The organism is Acinetobacter sp. SCLZS86 (assembly GCF_021560715.1).
Classification (GTDB): Bacteria; Pseudomonadota; Gammaproteobacteria; order Pseudomonadales; family Moraxellaceae; genus Acinetobacter; species Acinetobacter towneri_A.
On the sequence record NZ_CP090864.1, the window covers coordinates 1,724,474 to 1,746,297 of the forward strand.

A 21,824-nucleotide genomic window follows, 5' to 3' on the forward strand; every position below is an offset into this window, starting at 1 on the left:
TGTTTTATGCTTAATGCAACTTGTTGCATACTTTTATATTCTAGATTTGATTTTTATGCAACATGTTGCATAATAAAAGCTGAAAAATAAAGTTGCTCTGTTTATGTCGCTCGCTCACGTTTTATTGACCAGTCTGATTGAAAAACCCAGTAACGGTATTGAATTGGCACGCCGTTTTGACCGTTCTATGGGTTTTTTCTGGAATGCGACCCATCAGCAAATTTACCGTGAACTAAATAACATGCTAAAAAAAGGCTGGATTTCAACCTTAGAAGATGAAGATTCTAACAGTCGCAGTAAAACCTATCAGGTAGAAGCGTTGGGACGGCATGAACTGGCAAGCTGGATGATTGAGCAAAGCCCTCCTGCGCAATTACGCGAAGAACTTATGGTACGTTTACGTGCAGAAGCCCAACTTGGCGGCAACAGTGTCTTGCCAGAACTTGAACGTCATTTGTTGCTCCATAAAGCCAAGTTGCACACCTATCAACAGATTTTTGCCAAAGACTTTAGCCAAGCACCAGCGAATAATCGCACCCTGTATATTCATAAAATGATTTTGCAGCTAGGGATAGATCAGGAAATTGGCTGGATTGCATGGCTAGAAAACGTGATTCCTGAACTAAAAAAATTTGATGCCGAAGCTTCATCTTAAAAGTATATTTTTAAGTAAAAGCAACCTCATCAATGTGAAATCAGGATTACTCACCATACAGAAATGATCAGGCTATGCTATAAAGAATAACGCATCTTTAATCACAACTATGCAAGGAAATGCTGATGCCTTTTTACCGCATGCCCGATGGCGAAGCCCTATTTGTACGTGAGTTTGGTCAAGGTGAGCCTGTGGTTGTGCTTTCAGGTTTAGGCATGCACAGTTGGCAGTGGTTGCCGTTTCTATATCAACATAAAAAACAGTATCGTTTTATTATTCCAGATTGGCGTGGTTTTGGAGGTTCAAACCTGTGTGCTGTTCCAGAATTGGATGCCATTTCAAGCCATTGGCAAGATTTAAACAGTCTACTTCAACAGCAGAACCTGCAGCAATTTAAACTGATAGGCTATTCCATGGGTGCAACCACTGCTATGCATGGTATGCAGTATGGGCAACTGACTGCCCATTTAAGCAGTTATTTACAAATTGACCAATCCCCTAAAATTGGAGTAGATCAAAACTGGCCTTATGGCCTATTTGGCAATCAACACCAACAATTTAAACAGTTATTGATTCATCTGTCCGAGTTTTTGCATGATCACGCGCAATATACTGATATTCATCAAATGGATATATTGCAGCGTAAAAATTTAGTTGAACTTTGGCTAGAATTTATAGAACTACAAGCCAGCAATAAAATCAGTCCGTTTTTATTTAAACTCGCCGTCAAACGTCCTGTTTTACAACGCTATATTTTACCTACGCAGCGTCTAGATTATTTACGCTGGTATATCGACAATTATTTGCACCATCAGGAAGATTATCGTGAGGCTTTAACTCAACTAGGTTGCCCGACAGTCTTTTTTACAGGTGCACAATCGACCTTGTATGCGGCAGAAGGACAACGTCAAGTTGTAGCAGCTATGCCAAATGCGAAACAAGTGATATTTTACCAATCTGGGCATACTCCGTTACTGACTGAACCGTTGAAATTTAATCAGGAAATTAGCCAATTTTTAAAACTAAACAGCTAAAGTAAAACGGTGGAAAATGTGGTTTGCAATATTTTCCACCGTAGCATCATTAGACCTAGATTTAGTTTAGATCTAGATTTAATTGGCAAAAGCCGCGATACCCGTTTGCGCACGACCTAAAATTAGCGCATGCACATCGTGCGTCCCTTCATAGGTATTCACGACTTCCAAATTGACCAAATGCCGCGCCACGCCATATTCATCACTGATACCATTCCCACCAAGCATATCGCGCGCCATACGAGCAATCTCTAAGGCCTTGCCACAGTTGTTGCGTTTAATCAGCGAAGTACCTTCGAGTGAAGCAATACCCTCATCTTTCATACGACCAAAACGTAAAGCAATTTGTAAACCCAGCGCGATTTCGGTTTGCATATCGGCAAGTTTCTTTTGAATGAGCTGATTGGCCGCCAAAGGACGTCCGAACTGAATCCGATCCATCGTATATTGATGCGCAGTATGCCAACAAAACTCAGCCGCACCCATAGCACCCCAAGCAATGCCATAACGTGCACTATTTAAACAAGTGAACGGCCCTTTTAAACCACGCACTTCAGGTAACATATTTTCTTCAGGCACAAAAACATTGTCCATGACAATTTCACCTGTGATTGAAGCGCGTAAACCAACCTTGCCTTGAATGATTGGTGCAGAAAGTCCATCCCAACCTTTTTCTAAAATAAAACCGCGAATATCACCCACTTGCCCATCTGCTGAAACTTCTTTTGCCCACACCACAAATACATCGGCAATTGGACTATTGGTAATCCACATTTTCGCACCGTGTAAACGATAACCGCCTGCAACTTTATGTGCTCTGCTGTTCATACTGCCAGGGTCGGAGCCAAAATCAGGTTCAGTCAGACCAAAACATCCGATCCATTCACCCGAAGCGAGTTTGGGTAAATATTTTTGTTTTTGTGCTTCACTGCCAAACTCATAAATTGGCACCATCACCAATGAACTTTGCACACTTGCCATTGAACGATAACCTGAATCGACCCGTTCAATTTCACGTGAAATTAGCCCATAACTCACATAATTTAAACCTGCACCGCCATATTGTTCAGGTATGGTTGAGCCTAACAAACCAAGCTCACCCATTTCACGGAAGATGCTGCGATCTACCGTTTCATGTCTAAACTGATCACGTACCCGCGGCAGTAATTTTTCCTGACAATAAGCATAGGCACTATCACGAATCATACGTTCGGTTTCAGTCAATTGCTGTTCAAGCAAAAAAGGATCTTTCCAATCAAATTTCACTTTTTCACTGTGAGTTGCAGGCGTGTGATTTGGCGATGGATTGTGTTGTGACATGGCATCCTCTGCACATTATTATAGGTTCTGGTTCATCAATATTTGATTTTGTAGCGTCATACTACTTTACTTTATGTTCTATTATTAAAATGAAATAACAAGCAATAAAAAGTGAACTTTGATTCAATTATTCAGCAAAGTTATAGACAGCACTAAACTTTCACATATTTAAAAACTTAAAATTCTTAAAAAATGAGCTGCAGATTTGTGTTTCTATTTTCGACACATATACTCAAATCTGACCATCCATCAAGAGGATAATACATGCGTAAATTAGTGGTTTTTTCGGGTGCAGGTATGAGCGCAGAAAGCGGAATCAACACCTTTAGAGATAGTGATGGTTTATGGGAAAAGCATCGTGTAGAAGATGTCGCAAGTCCTGAAGCATGGGCAAGAAATCCTGCATTAGTACAGCGCTTTTATAATGAACGCCGAAAAAACATTCTTAATGCGCAGCCTAACTTAGCGCATTGCTTAATTGCTGAGCTTGAAGATGATTTTGATGTGCAAGTGATCACCCAAAATATTGATGATTTGCATGAACGTGCAGGCAGTTCTGAAGTTTTACATTTACACGGCAATATTCGTTTAGCTAAAAGCTCAGGGCCTCATGCACAATACACCACTGAATTTTTTCCAATCGAAGGCGACTCTCTGAACTTACAACAGGATCTTTGCCCACAAGGCTATCCTTTACGTCCGCATGTGGTTTGGTTTGGCGAAGCAGTTCCTGCTTATGAAGAAGCACTGGATTTGGTTCAAGATGCCGATATTTTTATTGTGATTGGGACAAGTTTGATGGTGTACCCTGTTGCCGGATTAATACACGAAATTCCTGCAAATTGTCAGGCTTATTATATTGACCCGAAAGCCATGCAGGCCCAACTTCCTGCTCAATTTCAACGGATTTCCAAAACTGCCACTGAGGGCATGCAGCAATTATTCGATCAATTACATAAAATTTAAAGTAATTACAGCATCCAAATTTTTCCACTAGCAAGATGTCATGAATATGCTTAGGCTATTTTGACATCTTGCGGGGTTGCATCATTTTTATAATAGTTTTAGGTATCTCTTTAAAACTTTGTTACCATCGCTCTTTCTCTGTGTTTGTGATGTTTACTGCATATGACCTCATCTTATCAGCAACAACTTAATGCGAAAGTTGCCCGTATCTCTGCCCAATTTGCCGAATATAATCCACCTGCCTTACAAGTATTTGCCTCACCAGAACACAATTACCGTATGCGGGCAGAGTTCCGGATTTGGCATATTGAAGATGATCTGTTTTATGCCATGTTTGAACGCAGTGAAGATAAACAGAAAAAAGTTATTCGTGTAGATGAGTTTCCCATTGCAGACCGCAGCATTAACTTATTAATGCCAAAGCTGTTAGCCGCACTAAAAGCCGATCCCGTATTATCGGCTCGTTTATTTGAAGTGCATTTTTTAGCAACATTAAGTGGCGAAATGTTAGTTTCACTGCTTTATCATCGCAAACTTGAGTCTGATTGGGAGTCTGCAGCCCAAGCATTGAGCAAAGCATTAAACATTAAACTGATTGGACGCAGTCGTGGGCAAAAGTTTGTGCTATCCGATGAGTATGTAGTTGAACAATTACAAGTTTTTGATCGCACTTATACCTATAAGCAAATTGAAAGTAGCTTTACCCAGCCAAATGCGCAAGTTTGCCAAAAAATGTTGGAATGGGCGTGTACGGTTGCCGAACATTCTGAGCAAGATTTATTAGAACTTTATTGTGGCAATGGTAACTTTACCCTGCCGCTATCGACTCGTTTCCGTCGCGTGCTTGCCACTGAACTGGCTAAATCTTCGGTATATGCAGCGCAATGGAATATTGAACAAAACCAGATTGAGAATATTCAAGTCGCACGTTTATCGGCTGAAGAGTTTACTCAAGCCTATAACGGTGAACGTGAATTCCGCCGTTTGCAAGAAGCGAACATTGATCTTTCAAGTTATGATTTTGATACGGTCTTTGTCGATCCGCCACGTGCAGGAATTGACGATGACACCTTAAAACTCCTACAGCGTTTTAAGCATATTATTTACATTTCGTGTAACCCTGACACCTTGCATGACAATTTAAAAACCTTGTGTCAAAGCCATAAAGTGACACAATTTGCACTGTTTGATCAATTTCCGTACACCCATCATGTTGAGTCGGGTGTTCTACTGGAAAAGATTTAAACAATTTGTTGCATTATTCTTCAATATTTACAAGTTTTGCTTTTTAGCACTTGTAAATATTATGATGAAAATTAATCAGTTATCGCATTACAAGCCTTTTAACTGTCATAATTTCGTTAAAACAATGCAATATCATCGAAATTTCTGCAACTCGATTGCTGCTTTTATCACTTAGGTCGACTTGATTTATTTTTTATATTGGCTATATTTCGATCTATGTTAGGTTGTGAATGAAGGCTCTATGAGTTTTTGGCAAAAGTTGTTCTCTACAGAACAGCAAAACGAGCATAAAAATCAAATTGCTTGTGTTGAAAATGATTGCTCTTGCAAGACAAATGAACAACTTCTCGAAGCTTTAACCAAAGCCACAGATGAAGATGTCATTATCGGGATTAAGAAGGTTCTCGCTTCGCGAGGTTATAGCCGCAAAGAGTTAAATGAACTCCAGCATCTACCATTCCAGTAATGGAATATGATAAAAAAGGCATTTAGTTGAACTAAGTGCCTTTTTTAATAGCTGCAAATATATTGGCACTTAAAACAATAAATTTTATAAATCTTAATACGTGCTTGAGATTGCACAAAAACTCTAATCTTTTCAAACGAAGTCAATCATATCTTCACAATCATGCGCTATTATTTCTACACATAATCATCACACCAATAAATTCGAATTATTCAAACCGAGAAAATGACAATGAAAAAAACCAGCCTTAGCTGTCTTACTCTACTCAGCCTGAGTTTCACAGCGTGTAGCCCAATGCCAAAAGAATGTGCCGATACTTGGGAAAAAATGGAAACTTTGGCTAAAAGCATGGGCATTTCAGACGAACAACTCAAACAGCAAAAAAAGCAATTTGAAAATGAAGTCAAACAAATGAAAAGCGAAGAAGCAGTCAAAATCTGCACGATGCAAGGCACAGCTTTAGGTTTTATCGGACAATAAATTTAGCCAAGCCTAAACCAAATTCTAATGTTAAGGTTTACAGCCTTGATCATCTATATAAGCTAAAATTGGTCCTAAATTGCGATGTGGATGAGTATGGCGTTGCAATTGCAGAATGTATGCTGTAGAAATTGAACCATCTAAATACAAGGCATTTGGTGTTTTCAACTCATCTTTAAAAAAGGTGGAAAATTGATGAAAAGTCACAGGTGTGTTACTAATCACAAAATACAGGCTTTGATTTTTTAACCCAACCCCATTTCTAATTTTATAAGAAGTACTGTCTGCCAAAAAACGTGAATTTAACTGGTGATTAATAACCAACATTGGGCCAGACTGTGTCGCATACTGTGCTTTGAACGCTTGATTGGCAAATTGTTGGGTTGTGCCTAAAAACACCCGTTGATGATTCCACGCCAGTACACCATTGGGCTGAATTAAAAAATTCCCCCATCCTTGTTGCTGTCGGTTTAGGTTTTGAAATTGCCGTCCTTGTTCCACATACAAACCCACAGGCGAATAATCTGGATGAAACATGCCGGCATTCATGGCAAATTGCATGTTTTCACAAGGCTGCAGATTTTTTTTTAGTTGAGAAATTTGCAGATACGGTTTCCCTTGCTGATCTTGCAGATATAAACCTAATTGAGACAATTGTGTCACTTCCACCACATCCACATTGATTTTACTGTTATTGACCGTCCATGCACGAATTTCTGCCTGTGCAGTAGACGTGCAGAATAAATAACTGAGCAATAAGCACTTCCACCGAGAACAAAACATTATCATCTCCCTACCCGTCATGTTACAAATTGTGCATATAACTGAATGGGTTATCGCATATTTGTGTCAGACGCAGTACACTATAAAACCTGATTTCTTTTCTCTACTCATGTTACTTTATTGGTCAAGCGTACGATGCTCAAGCAGAAAACACGATTTCCTTTAGGGGCACATTTAATTGTGAAACACTTCGGCTATAGCCATCATGGCATCTATGCCGGGCGTGGTCGCGTGATTCATTATTCGGGTTTTGCACATCTTTTCAAAAAGCACCCGATTGAAATGACCAGTATTGAAAAGTTTAGTCACGGCAAAAATATTATTGTGCAGTCATATCATGCGCCCAAGTATAAAGGACGCAAAGTGGTACGTCGTATGCGTTCTAGAATGCACGAAAACAATTATCATTTGATTATGAATAACTGTGAACATTTATGCACTTGGGCAATTACAGGTGTAGAAAGCAGTCCGCAAGTATTTAAGATGATGGACCGTTTGACCACCATTGGTTATGTCAGCTCATTGATGAGTTATATGAATAGTATGATGCTGACCCTAACCACCACTTGCTTTGCTTTGGTGCTCTATATTAAGAAGAAACTACGCGACAAAGCCAAAATGCAGTTACCGCAAATCCTGATGAAGAAGGAACAACATAAAAACCGCTAATCGCTGTCATTTTAGCGACACTGTGTATCTCATAAAATATTCTATAAACCTCAAATAGATAAAACCAAAAGCCCAAGCTGAATTGATCAAGTTGGGCTTTTAAATTGCAAGCTAAAACCTAAATAAGATTTTACTTACCCGGCTTAAAGCTGTCTTTTAAGTCTAAAATACGGTTAAACACTGGTTTTTCCGCACTGTGATCATACTGATCTGCAACAAAATAACCTTCACGTTCAAATTGGAAACGATCTTCAGGTTGTGCTTTTGCCAATGCAGGTTCAACAATCGCTTGTACCACCGTCAATGATTCAGGGTTTAGATTCGCCAAGAAGTCATCACCCACTTCTGGATCAGACTCAGTAAATAAGCGATCATATAAACGAACTTCTGCCGCAACGCCTTTACTTGCAGATACCCAGTGAATCACGCCTTTTACTTTACGACCTTCTGGGTTTTTGCCCAAAGTTTCAGGGTCAATTGAACATTTGAGCTCAATAATTTCGCCGTTAGCATCTTTAATCACTTCATCACACTTGATTACATAAGCATGACGTAAACGTACTTCTCCTTCAGGCACTAAACGCTTAAAGCCTTTAGGCGGCACTTCTTCAAAGTCTTTACGGTCAATGTAAATTTCAGAAGTCAGCGGAATGATACGTTCACCCATATCTACATTTGGATGACGTGCATGGACCAAATCTAATGCTTCTGGCAAGTTAGTCAAAGTCACTTTAAGTGGATTTAACACCGCCATACCACGTGCTGCAGTATTTTCCAATGATTGACGGATGCAATAATCAAGCATTGCCACACCCACAATACCGTCTGACTTAGACACACCTACACGCTTACAGAAATCACGTAAACCTTCTGGTGTAAAGCCACGACGACGCATACCTACCACTGTTGGCATACGTGGGTCATCCCAACCATTCACAAAACCGCCTTCAACCAATTTACGCAATTTACGCTTAGATGTGATGGTGTAATCAATATTCAAACGGCTAGATTCATACTGACGCGGCACAGCCTCGGATTTCACCTTTTCCACCACCCAATCATAGAATGGACGATGGTCTTGGAATTCTAATGTACATAGTGAATGAGTGATACCTTCAATCGCGTCGGATAATGGATGCGCATAATCATACATTGGGTACATTTTCCATTTATCGCCCGTTTGGTGATGCGATGAATGTAGAACACGATACAAAATCGGGTCACGCATGTGTACGTTTGGCGATGCCATATCAATTTTAGCACGGAGTACTGCCTGACCTTCGCCTAATTCGCCATTGCGCATTTTTTCAAATAAAGCCAAGTTTTCTGCCACTGGCGTATCACGATATGGCGAGTTTTTGCCCGGCTCTACAAAAGAACCACGATTGAGCTTAATCTCATCAGGGGTTTGCAAATCGACATAAGCATCGCCTTGTTCGATCAGCTGAATTGCCCATGCATATAATTGATCAAAATAGCTTGAAGCATAGCGTGGTTCGCCATTCCACTCAAAACCCAGCCATTTCACGTCATTAGCAATACCATCGACATATTCTTGTTCTTCTGCATCTGGGTTGGTGTCATCAAAACGTAAATTACACACCCCTTGATATTCTTGTGCGATGCCAAAATTTAAGCAAATTGCTTTCACGTGACCAATATGCAAATAACCATTCGGCTCAGGTGGAAAACGTGTCACCACCTGCTTAATACGGCCTGCCGCAATATCCTCGGTAATGACTTGACGTATAAAGTCCAAGCCCGGCTGTTGTTCTTGCTGCACAGCATCGACAGAGGCATTTGAACTTTGTGTCGGGGTGTTTGGCAGAGATGCAACAACATCATTTGGCTTCATAGCAATACAATCACTTCTAAAAATAAAATTGGATAAACTGGGTTACAGAAACTTCAATAGTGAAGCATACATCACCCATTAGAACGCTTTTCCTTGTTTTTAACAAAGAAAATAACGTTTTTACTTGCCTTGTAGTTTACAGTTTGCTTATGCTTCTCTCAACCAAAAAACCCATGGCATTCGTGTCCATGTTTAGGAGATTACACAATGAGTTTTCCTCAAGTCGAATTAAACACCAATAAAGGTCGTATTGTTTTAGAATTGAACGCTGAAAAAGCACCAATTACAGTTGCTAACTTCTTAGAATACGTTCGTGATGGTTTTTATGACGGCGTAATTTTCCACCGTGTTATTGATGGTTTCATGATCCAAGGCGGTGGCATGGATGAAAACTTCAAAGAAAAAGCAACACGTGATGCGATTGAAAACGAAGCAGACAACGGCTTAAGCAACGATGTTGGTACGATTGCAATGGCGCGTACCCAAGCACCTCACTCAGCTTCAGCTCAGTTCTTCATAAACGTAAAAAATAACTCTTTCTTGAACCACACTGGCAAAACTGCACAAGGTTGGGGTTATGCCGTGTTTGGTAAAGTTGTTGAAGGTATGGACGTTGTAGACGCTATTAAAGGCGTGCGTACTGGCAACCGTGGTTATCACGCAGATGTTCCACTAGAAAATGTGGTCATTGAATCTGCAAAAATCATTTCTGAATAAGAATCCCACCCGACCTCCCTTACACACATCATTTTTAAGCAGTGCTTTAAAATTCATTCAGGGAGGAGAAATCCCTCTTTTTAAAGAGGGATTTAGGGAGATTCCAAGGAATAATCCGTGACCTATCTGTTTATCGCAGATTTACACTTGTCACCAGATCACCCTCGACTTGTACGGGGGTTTTTAGATTTGCTAGACGCTTATCAAAATAAACACACCCAACTGTATATTTTAGGCGACTGGTTTAATGCATGGATTGGCGATGATTACACCGCAGCGTGGCTCGATGAAGTTGTTACACGTTTAAAGCAGTTTAGCCAAGCAGGTAATCATATTTATTTTATTGTCGGCAATCGAGATTTTGCTTTAGGTCAGAAATTTCTAGATCAGTTTTCAGGGCAACTCCTACCCGATGTGTACACCCTGCACATTGGCTCGCAACAGGTACGTTTAGAACATGGCGATGCCCTGTGCACCGATGATGTGTCTTATCAGAAATTCCGTAAAATCATTCGCAATCCCATCATTTTAGGGATCTTAAAGAAAACACCATTGGCTTTTCGACAAAAACTTGCACAAGGTTTCCGAAAAAAAAGCCAACATGCCAATCAAGTTAAAAGTTATGACGTCATGGACGTGAATGCAGATGCTGTGTCACAAGCCTTGCAACATGCCGATGTGTTAATTCATGGGCATACGCATCGTCCAAATATTCACAATGAACACGGTAAGCCAAGAATTGTATTAGGCGATTGGCGTAAAGATACGGCGCAAATTTTAGAAATTATCCCAGAACAAAACTATATGGAATTCAAATTAAAGATATGGAGTTACTAGGATAAAAGTTGACAACATTAACTTCTAAGACTTGCCAAATCCGTTTTTAATATATTAATATTTCAGCAACTTTATTTTAAAATTTATAATATGAAATTCAACGTTCAAAAAATAAATGCTGTATTTTCCATTTTTATGCTTTTAATATTTTTTGTAGCTACTATTAATTTAGATGAACACTTATCGTCTTTTGTTCAAAAAAATTTCACTTTTCTATTGATCATTTTCTTATTTAGTATCTCACTCATGCTATATGATTTATTATCCAATATCAAAGCTAAGAAGGATCAGGAGTTTTCTTTTTCAAATAAAAATAAAGAATTAATCAATAAAATTTCAAAGCTTTCTTATGAAGAGAAAAACATCTTATCTTTATTTATGAATGACAAAGTTCAAGAAAAAGCATTAAATCCAAATGATCAAGCAGTAGTTTGGCTAGAAACAATTAAATTTATTTTTAATACAGGTAAAACAGAAGGAAATAAAAAAATTTTTAGAATAGAACCCACTCTATCAAAACATCTTCTACAAAATCCAAATAGCTTATATTGAAGAAATGCCCAATAAATATTGGACTTTTATATTTTAGTACCCGCCATCAAACTGAATGACTTCGACATCTGCTTTATATTTAGTCAAAAACTCGCGTAACAAAGTCATCAACACACTGGTATTTACCCAACTGTGACAAATACTGTGCCTAAATCCAAATACTTTTGCATCACTTCGTGCTGGGTTGATAAAATTTCTGCTGCTTTGCCTGGCGGGCTTATCTCGTCTTGACCATATAAATAGCACATGGGTTCATTTCGCAGCATAGCAAGGCATGTTAAGCTTTTAGCCCACCCCTGCCCCAAATATAGCCTTTAAATGGAGATGATTTATGGATTTGCTTAACGTTGCACAAACTCGTTATACGACCAAAGCCTATGATGCGAGTCGCAGCATTCCTACCGCACAATTTGAGCGTTTATTAGAAATTCTGCGTTTAGCACCATCTTCCATAAATATTCAACCGTGGCATTTTTTTATTGCAGATCACCCTGAAGCCAAACAACGTATTGCTAAAGCTTTAGTAGGAAAGTACGCCTATAACGCACCTAAAGTTTTAGATGCTTCGCATACCATTTTATTTTGCACCAAAGCTGACATCAGCGAATTGCATTTAGAAAACCTACTTAATCAGGACGCTGCCAGTGGACGCTTTAAAGATGAAGCCGCCAAGCAAGGTCAAAAAGACAGTCGCACAGGTTATGTCGACTACTACCGCAATGAAAAAGGCGATATTCAGCGCTGGGCTGAAAATCAAACTTTTATTGCGCTTGGGCAAATGCTGTTGGCTGCAGGCATTGAAGGAATTGATGCAACGCCAATGGGCGGTTTTGATGAAGCAATTTTAACTCAAGAACTGCAACTCACTGAGCAAGGTCTAATTCCTTCAGTTTTATTGTGTTTAGGCTATCGTAGCGAACAAGATTTTAATGCCAAACTGCCAAAATCACGCCTTGATAAACGCGAGATTTTCACGCAACTGTAAAACAAGCATGCGATAACACTAGGGACAAAATTTGTCCCTATTTTTTTGGTCTAAATTTTGCTTTATCTATATTTGCAATCTTTACTCAATCTCTAGCAAAAATAAAAATGAGGTGTGTGATGCACAATTTACTTACTATGCCGCTCAAACTAGAATGCCGACGTAGTAAAAAGCTGTATTTATATCAAACTAAACTAAGCTATCCAACCCTGCGCTGCCCGATTTGCGATAGAACCACAATGCTGCATGGTCTTGCAGAAACTGCAGATGTATTGCGACATCCTTTGCGCTTTGTATTGAGTTATCTTAAACCGTCATGGCATAAGCGAGGCAAAGCACACTAAGCAATGCCAAGCCAAGCCCAATAGTGGTCGTGCTTTTCAGTTTTTCTTTAAAGAACAATACACCGCTGATCACACCAAATAGCACCACTAAAATATTCATCCCTGCAAATACCACGGCAGGACTGTCTTTAAGCAGCATGTGAGCTTTAACATACAAGGCAATATTAGCAAAATTCAGTGCACCTAAAATTAAACCTGCACTGATATTTTGCATACTGCCCATGCTTTTATCACGGATTAAGATATAAACAATCGCTAAAACAAAAGCACATACAAACATCAAATTCAGCGCAACCGCAAACTGCAGTCCTAAACCTGTGGTGTATTTAAGTAAAACATCTATCAGTGCATAACCTAGCCAAACACAGCTCAAATATAAGATGCCTTGTTGCGCTTTAGCAGACTGCCCTGCAGCACGATGCGAATATAAAATAAATAAGACCGCGACAATGCCAAGTGAGATTCCCACAATTTTTAGTTGGCTAAAATTTTCCTGAAAAATAAAATAAGCAGCAGCCAAAGACAAAACCACTGACAAACGCTGTGCAATTTCAGTTTTTAAAATACCAGCGCTGTCTAACGATTTTGCTAACGCTAAAAAGACACTGGGCAACAACACACCTAAACTAAGAATAAGCCACCACGGCGTGTGTTGGATTGAGATCGTGCTCAAGTTGGGTTTAAACCAATAAAAACACAATACACTGGCACTGACATAATTCCAGGTGATCATCTGCATAGGGTTAAAACCCTGCATCTTGCAGACTTTTAATAAAATAGAGACCAGCACACTACAAAAGGCTGCGGCTACAATCAGTTCCATGATACGCTCGAAGATTGCTGTTCAATCATTATTTTTGTTCTTGATTGGGGGATGGATTCATCAGTAAAAAGCCCACAAGGACTGTGGGCTTTCTAGTTCTTAATTAAAATTAAGAATTATTTGTAACGTTCAACCATTTTCTCTAAAGAAATTGGACGAATTTTGTCTGCATTACCCGCAGTACCAAATGCTTCATAACGGTCGATACAAATTTGTTTCATTGCATCTACAGTTTTTGCGAAGAATTTACGTGGGTCAAATTCGCTTGGCTGTTCTGCCATCATACGGCGCATTGCACCAGTAGAAGCTAAACGTAAATCTGTGTCGATGTTGATTTTACGCACACCATGCTTGATTGCTTCAACCAATTGCTCAACAGGTACACCATAAGTTTCTTTGATGTCGCCGCCGTATTGGTTAATCACTGCCAACCATTCTTGTGGTACTGAGCTAGAGCCGTGCATTACAAGGTGTGTATTTGGCAACGCAGCATGAATTTCTTTAATACGGTCAATTGCAAGAATATCGCCTGTAGGTGGACGAGTAAACTTGTATGCACCGTGCGAAGTACCAACAGCAATCGCCAAAGCATCCACATTAGTATCTGCAACGAAGCTACGTGCTTCTTCAACAGATGTTAACAATTGAGAGTGGTCAAGTACGCCTTCTGCGCCCACGCCATCTTCTTCACCTGCCATACCTGTTTCAAGACTACCTAAACAGCCAATCTCACCTTCAACCGATACACCACACGCATGCGCCATTTGCACAGTACGACGCGTCACTTCGACGTTGTATTCATACGAAGTTGGTGTTTTACCATCTTCACCCAAAGAACCATCCATCATTACTGATGAAAAGCCTAGTTGGATCGAACGCTGACATACATCAGGGCTTGTACCATGGTCTTGGTGCATAACCACTGGAATATGTGGCCACTCTTCAATTGCAGCCAAAATCAGGTGGCGCAAAAATGGGGCACCTGCATATTTACGCGCACCTGCCGAAGCTTGAACAATTACAGGTGAATTGGTTGCATCTGCGGCTAACATAATTGCGCGCATTTGTTCTAAGTTGTTGACGTTAAACGCTGGAACGCCGTAAGCATGTTCACCGGCATGATCCAAGAGCTGGCGCAATGAAATAAGAGCCATAATTTCCTCCCAAATAATGTTGCCTATTCTACCCTGTGATTTGTTTCAATTCAGCAACAAATCACCCTTTTAAAAAAAAAGTCCCTGCAAAAGCAGGGACTTTTAAACAAATTACTACAATCTGTCGTTTTTCAGCACTTATTGCGCTTCAGAAGCAGCAACTTCTGTGTCTGCTGTCGCAACATCAGCAGGTGCATTTGCAACGTCTTCAGGAATATCGGTGTTGCCTTCATCCATGATTGGTTGGTCAATTGCGTCGATTGCAGCTTGTTGTTCTGGTGAAACTTGAGCGTTATCTACAACTGCAGAAGATGCATCAGTTTCAGTCGCAGGTGCGCTTTCTTTTTTGGCACAAGCAGTCAAGGCTAAAGATGCAGCAATTAAAGCAGCAAGTGTTAGTTTTTGAATCATCGTCATTTCCTACAGTTAGGTCATTCATTTACTACAGTTTATTGCACATTTATGACATTTTTATGACTACGGCATGACATAAATATAAAAAAGTTGACCGAAGTCAACCTTTTTAAAAATTATTGATAAATTTTCTAGATTTAAGCACGTTCTAATAATACTGCAACTGCAGGTAAGGTTTTACCTTCGACAAATTCAAGGAATGCACCACCCCCTGTAGAGATATAACCGATTTTGTCTGCAACATCATATTTGTCAATTGCGGCTAAAGTGTCACCACCACCTGCAATAGAGAAACCTGCAGATTCTGCAATTGCCAATGAAAGTGCTTTGGTGCCTTCACCAAATTGATCTACTTCAAATACGCCCACTGGACCATTCCAAAGAATTGTTTTTGAAGTTTTTAAAATTTCTGCAAATGCTTTTGCAGTTTCTGGACCTACATCTAAAATCATGTCGGTGTCTGCAACATCTTCAACTTTTTTCACAGTTGCTTTCGCTGCTGCCAATGAACCCAAGAAATCTTCAAAGTTAATTTCAGCGGCATCTGCAACCACAACATCGGTTGGTAATGGTACAGAAACTTTTGCAGCAATTGCTTTGGCAGTGTCAATCAAATCATTTTCACATAATGATTTGCCTACGTTATAGCCTGCTGCTGCAAGGAAAGTATTGGCGATACCACCGCCTACAATGAGTTGATCACAAATATCAGACAATGAAGTCAATACATCTAACTTGGTCGATACTTTAGAACCTGCAACAATTGCTACCATTGGTTTTTCAGGTGTTTTTAAAGCACGACCCAAGGCATCTAATTCCGCAGCCAATAATGGGCCTGCTGCTGCAACTGGTGCCAAACGCGCAACGCCTTCGGTAGATGCTTCTGCACGGTGCGCGGTACCAAACGCATCCATCACAAATACATCACACAATGCTGCATATTTAGCGGCAAGTTCTGGGTTGTTTTTCTTTTCGCCATGGTTAAAACGGCAGTTTTCCAATAAAACCACTTGACCAGGAGCAACGTCTACACCATCTAAATAATCAGTGATTAGTTGAACATCTTGACCTAGCGCTTGGGTTAAATATGCAGCTACAGGTGCCAAAGATTGTTCAGCTTTTGGCTCACCTTCAACAGGACGACCTAAGTGAGAATACACCATCACTGCCGCACCTTTGGCAACAGCAGCTTGAATCGTTGGCAATGCCGCACGTAAACGTGCATCGCTGGTGATCACACCATTTTTAACAGGTACGTTTAAATCTTCACGAATAAGGACACGCTTACCTGCTAAATCGAGGTCAGTCATACGCTGAAAGTTCATGTATAGCTCACTTTATTGATATCAAAACGCCACGATTTTAAATGATTATGCGGAAAAAGGTTAGCAACTTTTGTAGAATTGCTGTTTAAAGCAAAAGTTTTGATTATGATAGAGAAAAGTCACCATCTTTATCGCACTTATGTCTATTCATCCCGATCCAAATATCAATCGTTTAAATGTTTTGGGCGAACCTCTCGCCAGTTGTTGCTTTGATCCTATTACTGGATATTTTCGTAACGGTTTTTGTCATACCGCCCCAACCGATTTAGGTCAGCATACCGTTTGTGCACAAATGACCTCTGACTTTTTAAATTTTTCACAAAAAATTGGCAATGATTTAATTACGCCAGTACCTGAAGTTGGATTTAACGGCTTACAACCAGGTGATTTCTGGTGTATTTGCGTCACCCGTTGGGTTGAAGCCTATCAAGCAGGTCATGCGCCACCGATTAACATTCAAGCCTGTCATCAATCCGTATTGTCTTATGTGCCTTTAGATATATTGATGGATTATGCAGTGTGATGATCTGATGCAACATCCTCAAATTATTTTGGCTTCTGGCAGTCAAACTCGTCAGCAATTGATGAATCGTCTGCATTTGGCGTATAAGTCAATTTCACCTGATATTGATGAATCTGCACAGGGTGAATTGCATGCAGATAATTTGGCGCGACGTTTGGCTTTTGAAAAAGCGCGCTGTATTGCGCTGGAACATCCTGATGCAATAGTAATAGGTTCAGACCAAGTCGCATGGCGTGAACAGCAGCCAGATATTTTTATAGGTAAACCGCTCACTTCAGAAAATGCTATTCAGCAATTACAAGCCAATTCAGGTCAAACGGTTTATTTCAGTACTGCGCTGAGTGTGCAGCAGCAATCTACAGGCTTTGAACAAACGGTTGTAGAACACTACACAGTTAAATTCCGCAGCTTAACCGACAATGAAATTGCACGCTATGTTGCAAAGGAACAACCGCTAAATTGTGCAGGTAGTTTTATGTGCGAAGGTTTGGGCATTAGCTTGTTTGAAGCCATGCAAGGCAATGACCAAACCACCTTAATGGGTCTGCCGATGATTCAGTTATGCCGCATGTTAAGAATGCTAAATATTCAAGTTCCCTAAGTTTTAAGCTGCGTCATTAAACAGTCGTGAATATTTATAAAGACTCTAAATCACCTTGCCCTTTACAGCGACAAATTAGACAATATTGAGATTATTGATAAAACTTGCTTAGGCTATTTTATGTCGCAACCTTTAGATGTTTTGGGCGGAATTACCGCAGAACAATTCCTAAGTGAATATTGGCAAAAAAAACCACTTTTGGTACGCAATGCACTCCCAGAAATTGTCCACCTACTCGAACCTAGTGATGTGATGGAACTCGCTCTTGAAGAAGATGTGACTGCTCGTTTAATTAAACAAAAAGATCGTGATCCAAATCAATGGACTGTGAAATCATCACCACTGATTAAGGCAGATTTTCAAAAAATGCCAAAGTTGTGGACACTGTTGGTACAGGCAGTTGATCATTATTCTTTTGATCTCGCCGAACTTTGGAAAAAATTTCCTTTTATTCCGCAATGGCGACGTGATGACATTATGGTGTCTTATGCGCCTAAAGGCGGCTCTGTAGGTCAGCATTTTGATTTTTATGATGTGTTTTTACTACAAGGCTATGGACATCGCCGTTGGCAACTTGGACAAATGTGTGATGCTGAAACCGAATTTGTCGCAGGACAACCTTTAAAATTATTGCCTGAAATGCAGGTCAATTTTGATGAAGTTCTTGCCCCTGGTGATTTACTCTATGTGCCACCGGGATTGGCACATTATGGCGTGGCAGAAGATGACTGTCTGACGTTCTCGTTCGGTTTCCGTATGCCGAATATTCGTGAAATGATGGATCGAGTGAGCGATAAATTCTCTGCCGATGAAATGTTACGCACGCCACTACAAGACATTGTTCGTGAAAAAAGTACGCAAATTGGCGAAATGACTGCGACAGAACTGGATTATCTGAAAGCAGAATTGTGGGCACGTTTGCAAAACTCATCTGTTTTGGATGATGCGATTTTAAGCTTAATGTCTGAACCGAAATATCCTGAAAATATTCCAGAAGTAGATGAAATGGGTGTAGGCGATTTAGAAGATGCGCTAGATCAGGGTTATCAAATCATGTTGGAACCCACCTCTCGCCTGCTTTATGTAAATCAGCAAGATGACGTTTTATTTTGGGCGAATGGTGAAGCGATTTGTGTCGCAGAAGTATCTATCCCTGTGCTGCAAAAAATCGCCAATGGTGAACGCGTGCTGCTCGATGAAAACCTTTACGATGCAGATATTCTGGAAGATTTGGTACAACTGCTCAATGAATCCATTTTAATGTTATTACCTGCTGAAGACGCTTAAAATATTCGTTTGAGCCCCCCTCAAGATGATCAATTCAGCTTGGGGGAGTTTGGATGAGCGGGATCTAAAGTTAAAACTGCCTGAATTAACGTATAGCCAGGTGTCGAATTTAATTTTAATTGCCCGCCAACCCGTTCTAAACGCATTTTCATACTGCGTATCCCAATACTCATACCATGTTCAAGCACACTATTGGCTTCAAAACCTACCCCATCATCCTGAACTTTAAGTACCAATTGCGTCGGCGGTACAAATTGCATACTGACGGATACATGCTTGGCTTGGCTGTGCTTAATCACATTGGTTAAACTTTCTTCTAATACCCTCATCAAAGTTAAGCACTGTAACGAATTCGGCTCAATCACCCATTCATTTGGAAAATCCCACTTGGAATGAATATCCATTTCATCCATCAATTGACTAAAACGATGACGTACTGGCGCGACCCAAATTTTAGGATTTTCAGGTACTTTAGAACCAATAGAAGAGCCACTATCAATAATTTGACGTAAATCATCGCGCAGTAATTTCAGCATAGATAAAAATTGCTGATTGCTCATGTTCTGTTCGCTTTGGTCGACCATAATCATGGAACGTACCAAAGATGCACCCAAACCATCATGCAAATCATGCGAGAGATGAATTCGTTCTTGCAAACGCACATTTTCCAATTCTAAATAATGCTTTTCTGACATACTGCGTTTTAAATCATCACTAACTTCAAAAACTTTTAACTCTAAATCTTGATTAAATATTTCAATTTTTTGAATATTTCTTTTTAAACGTATGCCTAAAATAATCGCAATAAATAAAGTAATTACTGGCGAGGTATACGGTGATAATGGCTGATATAAACTTGCCGTTGCCGCATTACTTAAACGAAATACATCTACACCCGCAAAAAAGCCAATCAAGGTTAAACAAAATAGCAGCAGATATACTTCTGTTTTAGGAGATTTATACGTTAAATACGCCAAATAAAAATAAACCAGGACCAGTAAACTGGCATAACTTAAAAAGACAATCCCAAATACCAGTTTGACATAATCTAATGGTGTTAAAAACACACAAACGATTACCGCTAAACTCAGAATAAAAATACTTTCTTCCAATATTGGAAAGCGTTGATTGACAAATCTGATTAAATACAGACTAAAAGCTAAAACATAGAGGATAAAAAAGCTTAAATTGGCTTGAGATGCCACCAATACACTTGGGTATGGAAAGGTTTCTGTGGTTAAAAAATGAGAAATAAATAATAACCACAATACACAACTCAGCGCAAACCAGCCAAAACTCGGTTCACGGCGTAAAAATAGCCAAATAATCAAACATAAAATGCCTAAAGTGGCAGATAAAATCGCATTAATTTCAAATAAAGTACGTTTATTCCATATACTTTGCTGGTGCTGTTCAATATTGTTATGCACATTATTAAAACTTATTTTTCCTATACCCGCATTTTGAAATGCGTATCCATTTACATAGACCAATATTTGATTTTTACCTTGTTTTAAACCAGCAATAGGTAAAATCCAGTAACGTGGCATATTCCAGCTTTTTGATAATGGTTCTTCTAAATGTTGACTTGCCCAAAGTAAATCCTGATTTAGATAAACTGCCCCTGCACTATTTAAATAATCCAGCGCAAAAACGATGGGTTGATTTAAACGATGTTCACTCTCACAAAACCACTCCCACTCTATTTTGTACCACGCCCCACCATTATAATTTTTCCAGCGATCATCCCAAACGTCAGGCAGTTGTACATTTTCCCAACCCGTTTCAGGTTTTTTATTGTTTGAAGCTGTTTTGGCAGAGCTGATTGAAAGTACGTGCACATTACAGTATTGATTAATTGGATACACCACTTGCTGTGCATAGCTTTGCCATGCACAGAGCAATAACAATACGCCTAAACTACACTGCCAAAGCCTTTGAATCATAAAAGACCTAAAGTTCTAGCTGTACTTACAGCCTTAGTACGTTTAGTGACTGACAACTTCCGATAGATATGTTTAATATGGCTTTCAACGGTATAACGCGACACAAATAATTGCTCAGCAATTTCACGATTACTTAAACCTTGCGCCACCAAATTTAAAATTTCTAATTCACGATTGGTGAGCTGTTCATAATGTGAGTTGAATGCTTGAGCATCCGCTTGAACTATTAAATCTTCGTTCAGCACAGGCACTTTTTGATGCGAAATTTGCGATAAAATTTCACGGGCAATAAATGGGTCTATGGGTGCGCCACCTCTTAAAATGCTGCGAATTGCGATAATAATTTCGTCATCGTCACGTTCTTTAAGCACATAGCCTGTTGCACCTGCTTGAATTGCAGAAAATAAGCTGTCTTGGGTGCTCCATGCAGAGATCACCAAAATTAATGCGCTCGGATCTCTAAAATGTAATTGTTCTATCAGCTCTTTACCATTGCCATCAGGCAAACCTAAATCGACCAAAGCCAAAGCAATCGGATGATCTTCTATACATGTCATTGCAGCTTTAAGATCACTCACAAAAAATAGCATGTCATCTTGATAGCCAATATCATGCAAAATTTTTCTAATACGTGACTGAATAATAGGCTCATCTTCAACAATTAAAACCGGTACGGGTAATATCGCTTCCATTTCTGCCATCATTCATCCCCTAGATTATTTGTGTAAATATATCAATCGTTTTGATGTAAACACTATCCCTAGAATTAAGGAGTTTTTCAAATTTAGCTTATTTTATAAACTTGAGCATAGCACTGAAACATGAAACTAAAGCATGAAATAA

The 21,824-nt window shown here is 39.6% G+C and carries 25 protein-coding genes; 15 read left to right on the top strand and 10 right to left on the bottom strand.

The genetic code is table 11. The annotated features are described in order from the left end of the window. Positions 1–103 precede the first annotated feature (103 nt). Positions 104–655, top strand: a complete 552-nt coding sequence (locus tag LZP46_RS08330) for a PadR family transcriptional regulator (RefSeq protein WP_070154632.1) — start codon at positions 104–106, stop codon at positions 653–655. A gap of 125 nt (positions 656–780) precedes the next feature. Continuing rightward, complete coding sequence (locus LZP46_RS08335) at positions 781–1,689, top strand: alpha/beta fold hydrolase (RefSeq protein WP_236093541.1); 909 nt, start codon at positions 781–783, stop codon at positions 1,687–1,689. Between the two features lie 78 nt (positions 1,690–1,767). Here the strand turns inward: LZP46_RS08335 and LZP46_RS08340 are convergent, their stop codons facing one another. Then, the gene (locus LZP46_RS08340) at positions 1,768–3,009 is read right to left on the bottom strand and encodes an acyl-CoA dehydrogenase (protein ID WP_136143882.1); all 1,242 of its coding nucleotides are present in this window, start codon (positions 3,007–3,009) and stop codon (positions 1,768–1,770) included. A gap of 264 nt (positions 3,010–3,273) precedes the next feature. On the opposite strand from LZP46_RS08340, the gene LZP46_RS08345 reads away from it, so the two are divergent. From LZP46_RS08345 to LZP46_RS08360, 4 genes are all read left to right on the top strand, one after another. Continuing rightward, the gene (locus LZP46_RS08345; protein WP_236093542.1) at positions 3,274–3,975 is read left to right on the top strand and encodes an SIR2 family NAD-dependent protein deacylase; all 702 of its coding nucleotides are present in this window, start codon (positions 3,274–3,276) and stop codon (positions 3,973–3,975) included. Between the two features lie 162 nt (positions 3,976–4,137). Then, positions 4,138–5,220, top strand: a complete 1,083-nt coding sequence (trmA, locus tag LZP46_RS08350; protein ID WP_236093543.1) for a tRNA (uridine(54)-C5)-methyltransferase TrmA — start codon at positions 4,138–4,140, stop codon at positions 5,218–5,220. Positions 5,221–5,461: 241 nt separating this feature from the next. Further along, positions 5,462–5,686 carry a hypothetical protein gene (locus LZP46_RS08355; protein ID WP_004973321.1) on the top strand — a complete coding sequence of 75 codons (225 nt, stop codon included), beginning with the start codon at positions 5,462–5,464 and terminating at the stop codon, positions 5,684–5,686. A gap of 231 nt (positions 5,687–5,917) precedes the next feature. After that, positions 5,918–6,166 (top strand): hypothetical protein, encoded by a 249-nt coding sequence (locus tag LZP46_RS08360; protein WP_236093544.1) that lies wholly within the window; start codon positions 5,918–5,920, stop codon positions 6,164–6,166. 30 nt (positions 6,167–6,196) lie between these two features. Here the strand turns inward: LZP46_RS08360 and LZP46_RS08365 are convergent, their stop codons facing one another. Beyond that, the gene (locus LZP46_RS08365; protein ID WP_236093545.1) at positions 6,197–6,949 is read right to left on the bottom strand and encodes a phosphodiester glycosidase family protein; all 753 of its coding nucleotides are present in this window, start codon (positions 6,947–6,949) and stop codon (positions 6,197–6,199) included. Between the two features lie 135 nt (positions 6,950–7,084). Here LZP46_RS08365 and LZP46_RS08370 point away from each other — a divergent pair, with 135 nt between their 5' ends. Further along, positions 7,085–7,618, top strand: coding sequence for a lecithin retinol acyltransferase family protein (locus tag LZP46_RS08370; protein ID WP_236093546.1), 534 nt, complete (start codon positions 7,085–7,087; stop codon positions 7,616–7,618). A 130-nt stretch (positions 7,619–7,748) separates the two neighbouring features. Here LZP46_RS08370 and LZP46_RS08375 read toward each other — a convergent pair whose 3' ends face one another. Beyond that, positions 7,749–9,473, bottom strand: coding sequence for a glutamine--tRNA ligase/YqeY domain fusion protein (locus LZP46_RS08375; protein WP_236093547.1), 1,725 nt, complete (start codon positions 9,471–9,473; stop codon positions 7,749–7,751). Positions 9,474–9,680: 207 nt separating this feature from the next. Between LZP46_RS08375 and LZP46_RS08380 the strand changes: the two genes are divergently transcribed. From LZP46_RS08380 to LZP46_RS08390, 3 genes are all read left to right on the top strand, one after another. Then, a complete protein-coding gene (locus LZP46_RS08380; protein WP_019837255.1) occupies positions 9,681–10,190 on the top strand; it encodes a peptidylprolyl isomerase in 510 nt (169 codons plus the stop codon). A gap of 117 nt (positions 10,191–10,307) precedes the next feature. After that, positions 10,308–11,027, top strand: coding sequence for a UDP-2,3-diacylglucosamine diphosphatase (locus LZP46_RS08385; protein ID WP_236093548.1), 720 nt, complete (start codon positions 10,308–10,310; stop codon positions 11,025–11,027). 90 nt (positions 11,028–11,117) lie between these two features. Continuing rightward, positions 11,118–11,579, top strand: coding sequence for a super-infection exclusion protein B (locus LZP46_RS08390; protein ID WP_236093549.1), 462 nt, complete (start codon positions 11,118–11,120; stop codon positions 11,577–11,579). Between the two features lie 122 nt (positions 11,580–11,701). Here LZP46_RS08390 and LZP46_RS16310 read toward each other — a convergent pair whose 3' ends face one another. Then, positions 11,702–11,827: a hypothetical protein gene (locus LZP46_RS16310; protein ID WP_268920070.1), complete on the bottom strand. Its 126-nt coding sequence runs from the start codon at positions 11,825–11,827 to the stop codon at positions 11,702–11,704. A gap of 83 nt (positions 11,828–11,910) precedes the next feature. Between LZP46_RS16310 and nfsB the strand changes: the two genes are divergently transcribed. Together nfsB and LZP46_RS08400 are read left to right on the top strand one after the other, a co-directional pair. Further along, a complete protein-coding gene (gene nfsB / locus LZP46_RS08395) occupies positions 11,911–12,564 on the top strand; it encodes an oxygen-insensitive NAD(P)H nitroreductase (RefSeq protein WP_236093550.1) in 654 nt (217 codons plus the stop codon). 119 nt (positions 12,565–12,683) lie between these two features. Continuing rightward, entirely contained in the window at positions 12,684–12,908 is a 225-nt protein-coding gene (locus tag LZP46_RS08400) for a hypothetical protein (protein WP_236093551.1), read from the top strand. On the opposite strand, the gene LZP46_RS08405 is transcribed toward LZP46_RS08400, so the two are convergent. From LZP46_RS08405 to LZP46_RS08420, 4 genes are all read right to left on the bottom strand, one after another. Continuing rightward, complete coding sequence (locus tag LZP46_RS08405; protein ID WP_236093552.1) at positions 12,871–13,731, bottom strand: DMT family transporter; 861 nt, start codon at positions 13,729–13,731, stop codon at positions 12,871–12,873. The genes LZP46_RS08400 and LZP46_RS08405 overlap by 38 nt on opposite strands. A gap of 116 nt (positions 13,732–13,847) precedes the next feature. After that, entirely contained in the window at positions 13,848–14,885 is a 1,038-nt protein-coding gene (fba, locus tag LZP46_RS08410; protein WP_004973298.1) for a class II fructose-bisphosphate aldolase, read from the bottom strand. A gap of 138 nt (positions 14,886–15,023) precedes the next feature. Then, a complete protein-coding gene (locus LZP46_RS08415; protein ID WP_180158982.1) occupies positions 15,024–15,296 on the bottom strand; it encodes a hypothetical protein in 273 nt (90 codons plus the stop codon). Between the two features lie 140 nt (positions 15,297–15,436). Further along, the gene (locus LZP46_RS08420; protein ID WP_236093553.1) at positions 15,437–16,624 is read right to left on the bottom strand and encodes a phosphoglycerate kinase; all 1,188 of its coding nucleotides are present in this window, start codon (positions 16,622–16,624) and stop codon (positions 15,437–15,439) included. Positions 16,625–16,763: 139 nt separating this feature from the next. Here LZP46_RS08420 and LZP46_RS08425 point away from each other — a divergent pair, with 139 nt between their 5' ends. The 3 genes from LZP46_RS08425 to LZP46_RS08435 all read left to right on the top strand — a co-directional run bounded on the left by LZP46_RS08425 (position 16,764) and on the right by LZP46_RS08435 (position 19,035). Continuing rightward, the gene (locus tag LZP46_RS08425) at positions 16,764–17,147 is read left to right on the top strand and encodes a DUF2237 family protein (protein WP_236093554.1); all 384 of its coding nucleotides are present in this window, start codon (positions 16,764–16,766) and stop codon (positions 17,145–17,147) included. Between the two features lie 7 nt (positions 17,148–17,154). Further along, a complete protein-coding gene (locus LZP46_RS08430) occupies positions 17,155–17,748 on the top strand; it encodes a Maf family protein (RefSeq protein WP_236095193.1) in 594 nt (197 codons plus the stop codon). 120 nt (positions 17,749–17,868) lie between these two features. Next, positions 17,869–19,035, top strand: coding sequence for a ribosomal protein uL16 3-hydroxylase (locus LZP46_RS08435; protein WP_236093555.1), 1,167 nt, complete (start codon positions 17,869–17,871; stop codon positions 19,033–19,035). A 29-nt stretch (positions 19,036–19,064) separates the two neighbouring features. Here the strand turns inward: LZP46_RS08435 and LZP46_RS08440 are convergent, their stop codons facing one another. Both LZP46_RS08440 and LZP46_RS08445 read right to left on the bottom strand, forming a co-directional pair. Further along, positions 19,065–20,981 carry a sensor histidine kinase gene (locus tag LZP46_RS08440; protein WP_236093556.1) on the bottom strand — a complete coding sequence of 639 codons (1,917 nt, stop codon included), beginning with the start codon at positions 20,979–20,981 and terminating at the stop codon, positions 19,065–19,067. Next, a complete protein-coding gene (locus tag LZP46_RS08445) occupies positions 20,978–21,682 on the bottom strand; it encodes a LuxR C-terminal-related transcriptional regulator (RefSeq protein WP_236093557.1) in 705 nt (234 codons plus the stop codon). The genes LZP46_RS08440 and LZP46_RS08445 overlap by 4 nt, the downstream gene beginning before the upstream one ends. Between the last annotated feature and the right edge of the window lie 142 nt (positions 21,683–21,824).

Excerpts from the sequence above, each read along its gene's own strand:
- LZP46_RS08440 (WP_236093556.1), bottom strand. The coding sequence starts at position 20,981 with ATGATTCAAAGGCTTTGGCAGTGTAGTTTAGGCGTATTGTTATTGCTC.
- LZP46_RS08355 (WP_004973321.1), top strand. The coding sequence starts at position 5,462 with ATGAGTTTTTGGCAAAAGTTGTTCTCTACAGAACAGCAAAACGAGCAT.
- LZP46_RS08420 (WP_236093553.1), bottom strand. The coding sequence starts at position 16,624 with ATGAACTTTCAGCGTATGACTGACCTCGATTTAGCAGGTAAGCGTGTC.
- fba (WP_004973298.1), bottom strand. The coding sequence starts at position 14,885 with ATGGCTCTTATTTCATTGCGCCAGCTCTTGGATCATGCCGGTGAACAT.
- LZP46_RS16310 (WP_268920070.1), bottom strand. The coding sequence starts at position 11,827 with ATGTGCTATTTATATGGTCAAGACGAGATAAGCCCGCCAGGCAAAGCA.
- LZP46_RS08445 (WP_236093557.1), bottom strand. The coding sequence starts at position 21,682 with ATGGCAGAAATGGAAGCGATATTACCCGTACCGGTTTTAATTGTTGAA.
- LZP46_RS08340 (WP_136143882.1), bottom strand. The coding sequence starts at position 3,009 with ATGTCACAACACAATCCATCGCCAAATCACACGCCTGCAACTCACAGT.
- LZP46_RS08330 (WP_070154632.1), top strand. The coding sequence starts at position 104 with ATGTCGCTCGCTCACGTTTTATTGACCAGTCTGATTGAAAAACCCAGT.
- LZP46_RS08400 (WP_236093551.1), top strand. The coding sequence starts at position 12,684 with ATGCACAATTTACTTACTATGCCGCTCAAACTAGAATGCCGACGTAGT.
- LZP46_RS08390 (WP_236093549.1), top strand. The coding sequence starts at position 11,118 with ATGAAATTCAACGTTCAAAAAATAAATGCTGTATTTTCCATTTTTATG.
- LZP46_RS08370 (WP_236093546.1), top strand. The coding sequence starts at position 7,085 with ATGCTCAAGCAGAAAACACGATTTCCTTTAGGGGCACATTTAATTGTG.
- LZP46_RS08375 (WP_236093547.1), bottom strand. The coding sequence starts at position 9,473 with ATGAAGCCAAATGATGTTGTTGCATCTCTGCCAAACACCCCGACACAA.
- LZP46_RS08415 (WP_180158982.1), bottom strand. The coding sequence starts at position 15,296 with ATGATTCAAAAACTAACACTTGCTGCTTTAATTGCTGCATCTTTAGCC.
- LZP46_RS08360 (WP_236093544.1), top strand. The coding sequence starts at position 5,918 with ATGAAAAAAACCAGCCTTAGCTGTCTTACTCTACTCAGCCTGAGTTTC.
- LZP46_RS08430 (WP_236095193.1), top strand. The coding sequence starts at position 17,155 with ATGCAACATCCTCAAATTATTTTGGCTTCTGGCAGTCAAACTCGTCAG.
- trmA (WP_236093543.1), top strand. The coding sequence starts at position 4,138 with ATGACCTCATCTTATCAGCAACAACTTAATGCGAAAGTTGCCCGTATC.
- LZP46_RS08365 (WP_236093545.1), bottom strand. The coding sequence starts at position 6,949 with ATGTTTTGTTCTCGGTGGAAGTGCTTATTGCTCAGTTATTTATTCTGC.
- nfsB (WP_236093550.1), top strand. The coding sequence starts at position 11,911 with ATGGATTTGCTTAACGTTGCACAAACTCGTTATACGACCAAAGCCTAT.
- LZP46_RS08345 (WP_236093542.1), top strand. The coding sequence starts at position 3,274 with ATGCGTAAATTAGTGGTTTTTTCGGGTGCAGGTATGAGCGCAGAAAGC.
- LZP46_RS08435 (WP_236093555.1), top strand. The coding sequence starts at position 17,869 with ATGTCGCAACCTTTAGATGTTTTGGGCGGAATTACCGCAGAACAATTC.
- LZP46_RS08380 (WP_019837255.1), top strand. The coding sequence starts at position 9,681 with ATGAGTTTTCCTCAAGTCGAATTAAACACCAATAAAGGTCGTATTGTT.
- LZP46_RS08425 (WP_236093554.1), top strand. The coding sequence starts at position 16,764 with ATGTCTATTCATCCCGATCCAAATATCAATCGTTTAAATGTTTTGGGC.
- LZP46_RS08335 (WP_236093541.1), top strand. The coding sequence starts at position 781 with ATGCCTTTTTACCGCATGCCCGATGGCGAAGCCCTATTTGTACGTGAG.
- LZP46_RS08405 (WP_236093552.1), bottom strand. The coding sequence starts at position 13,731 with ATGGAACTGATTGTAGCCGCAGCCTTTTGTAGTGTGCTGGTCTCTATT.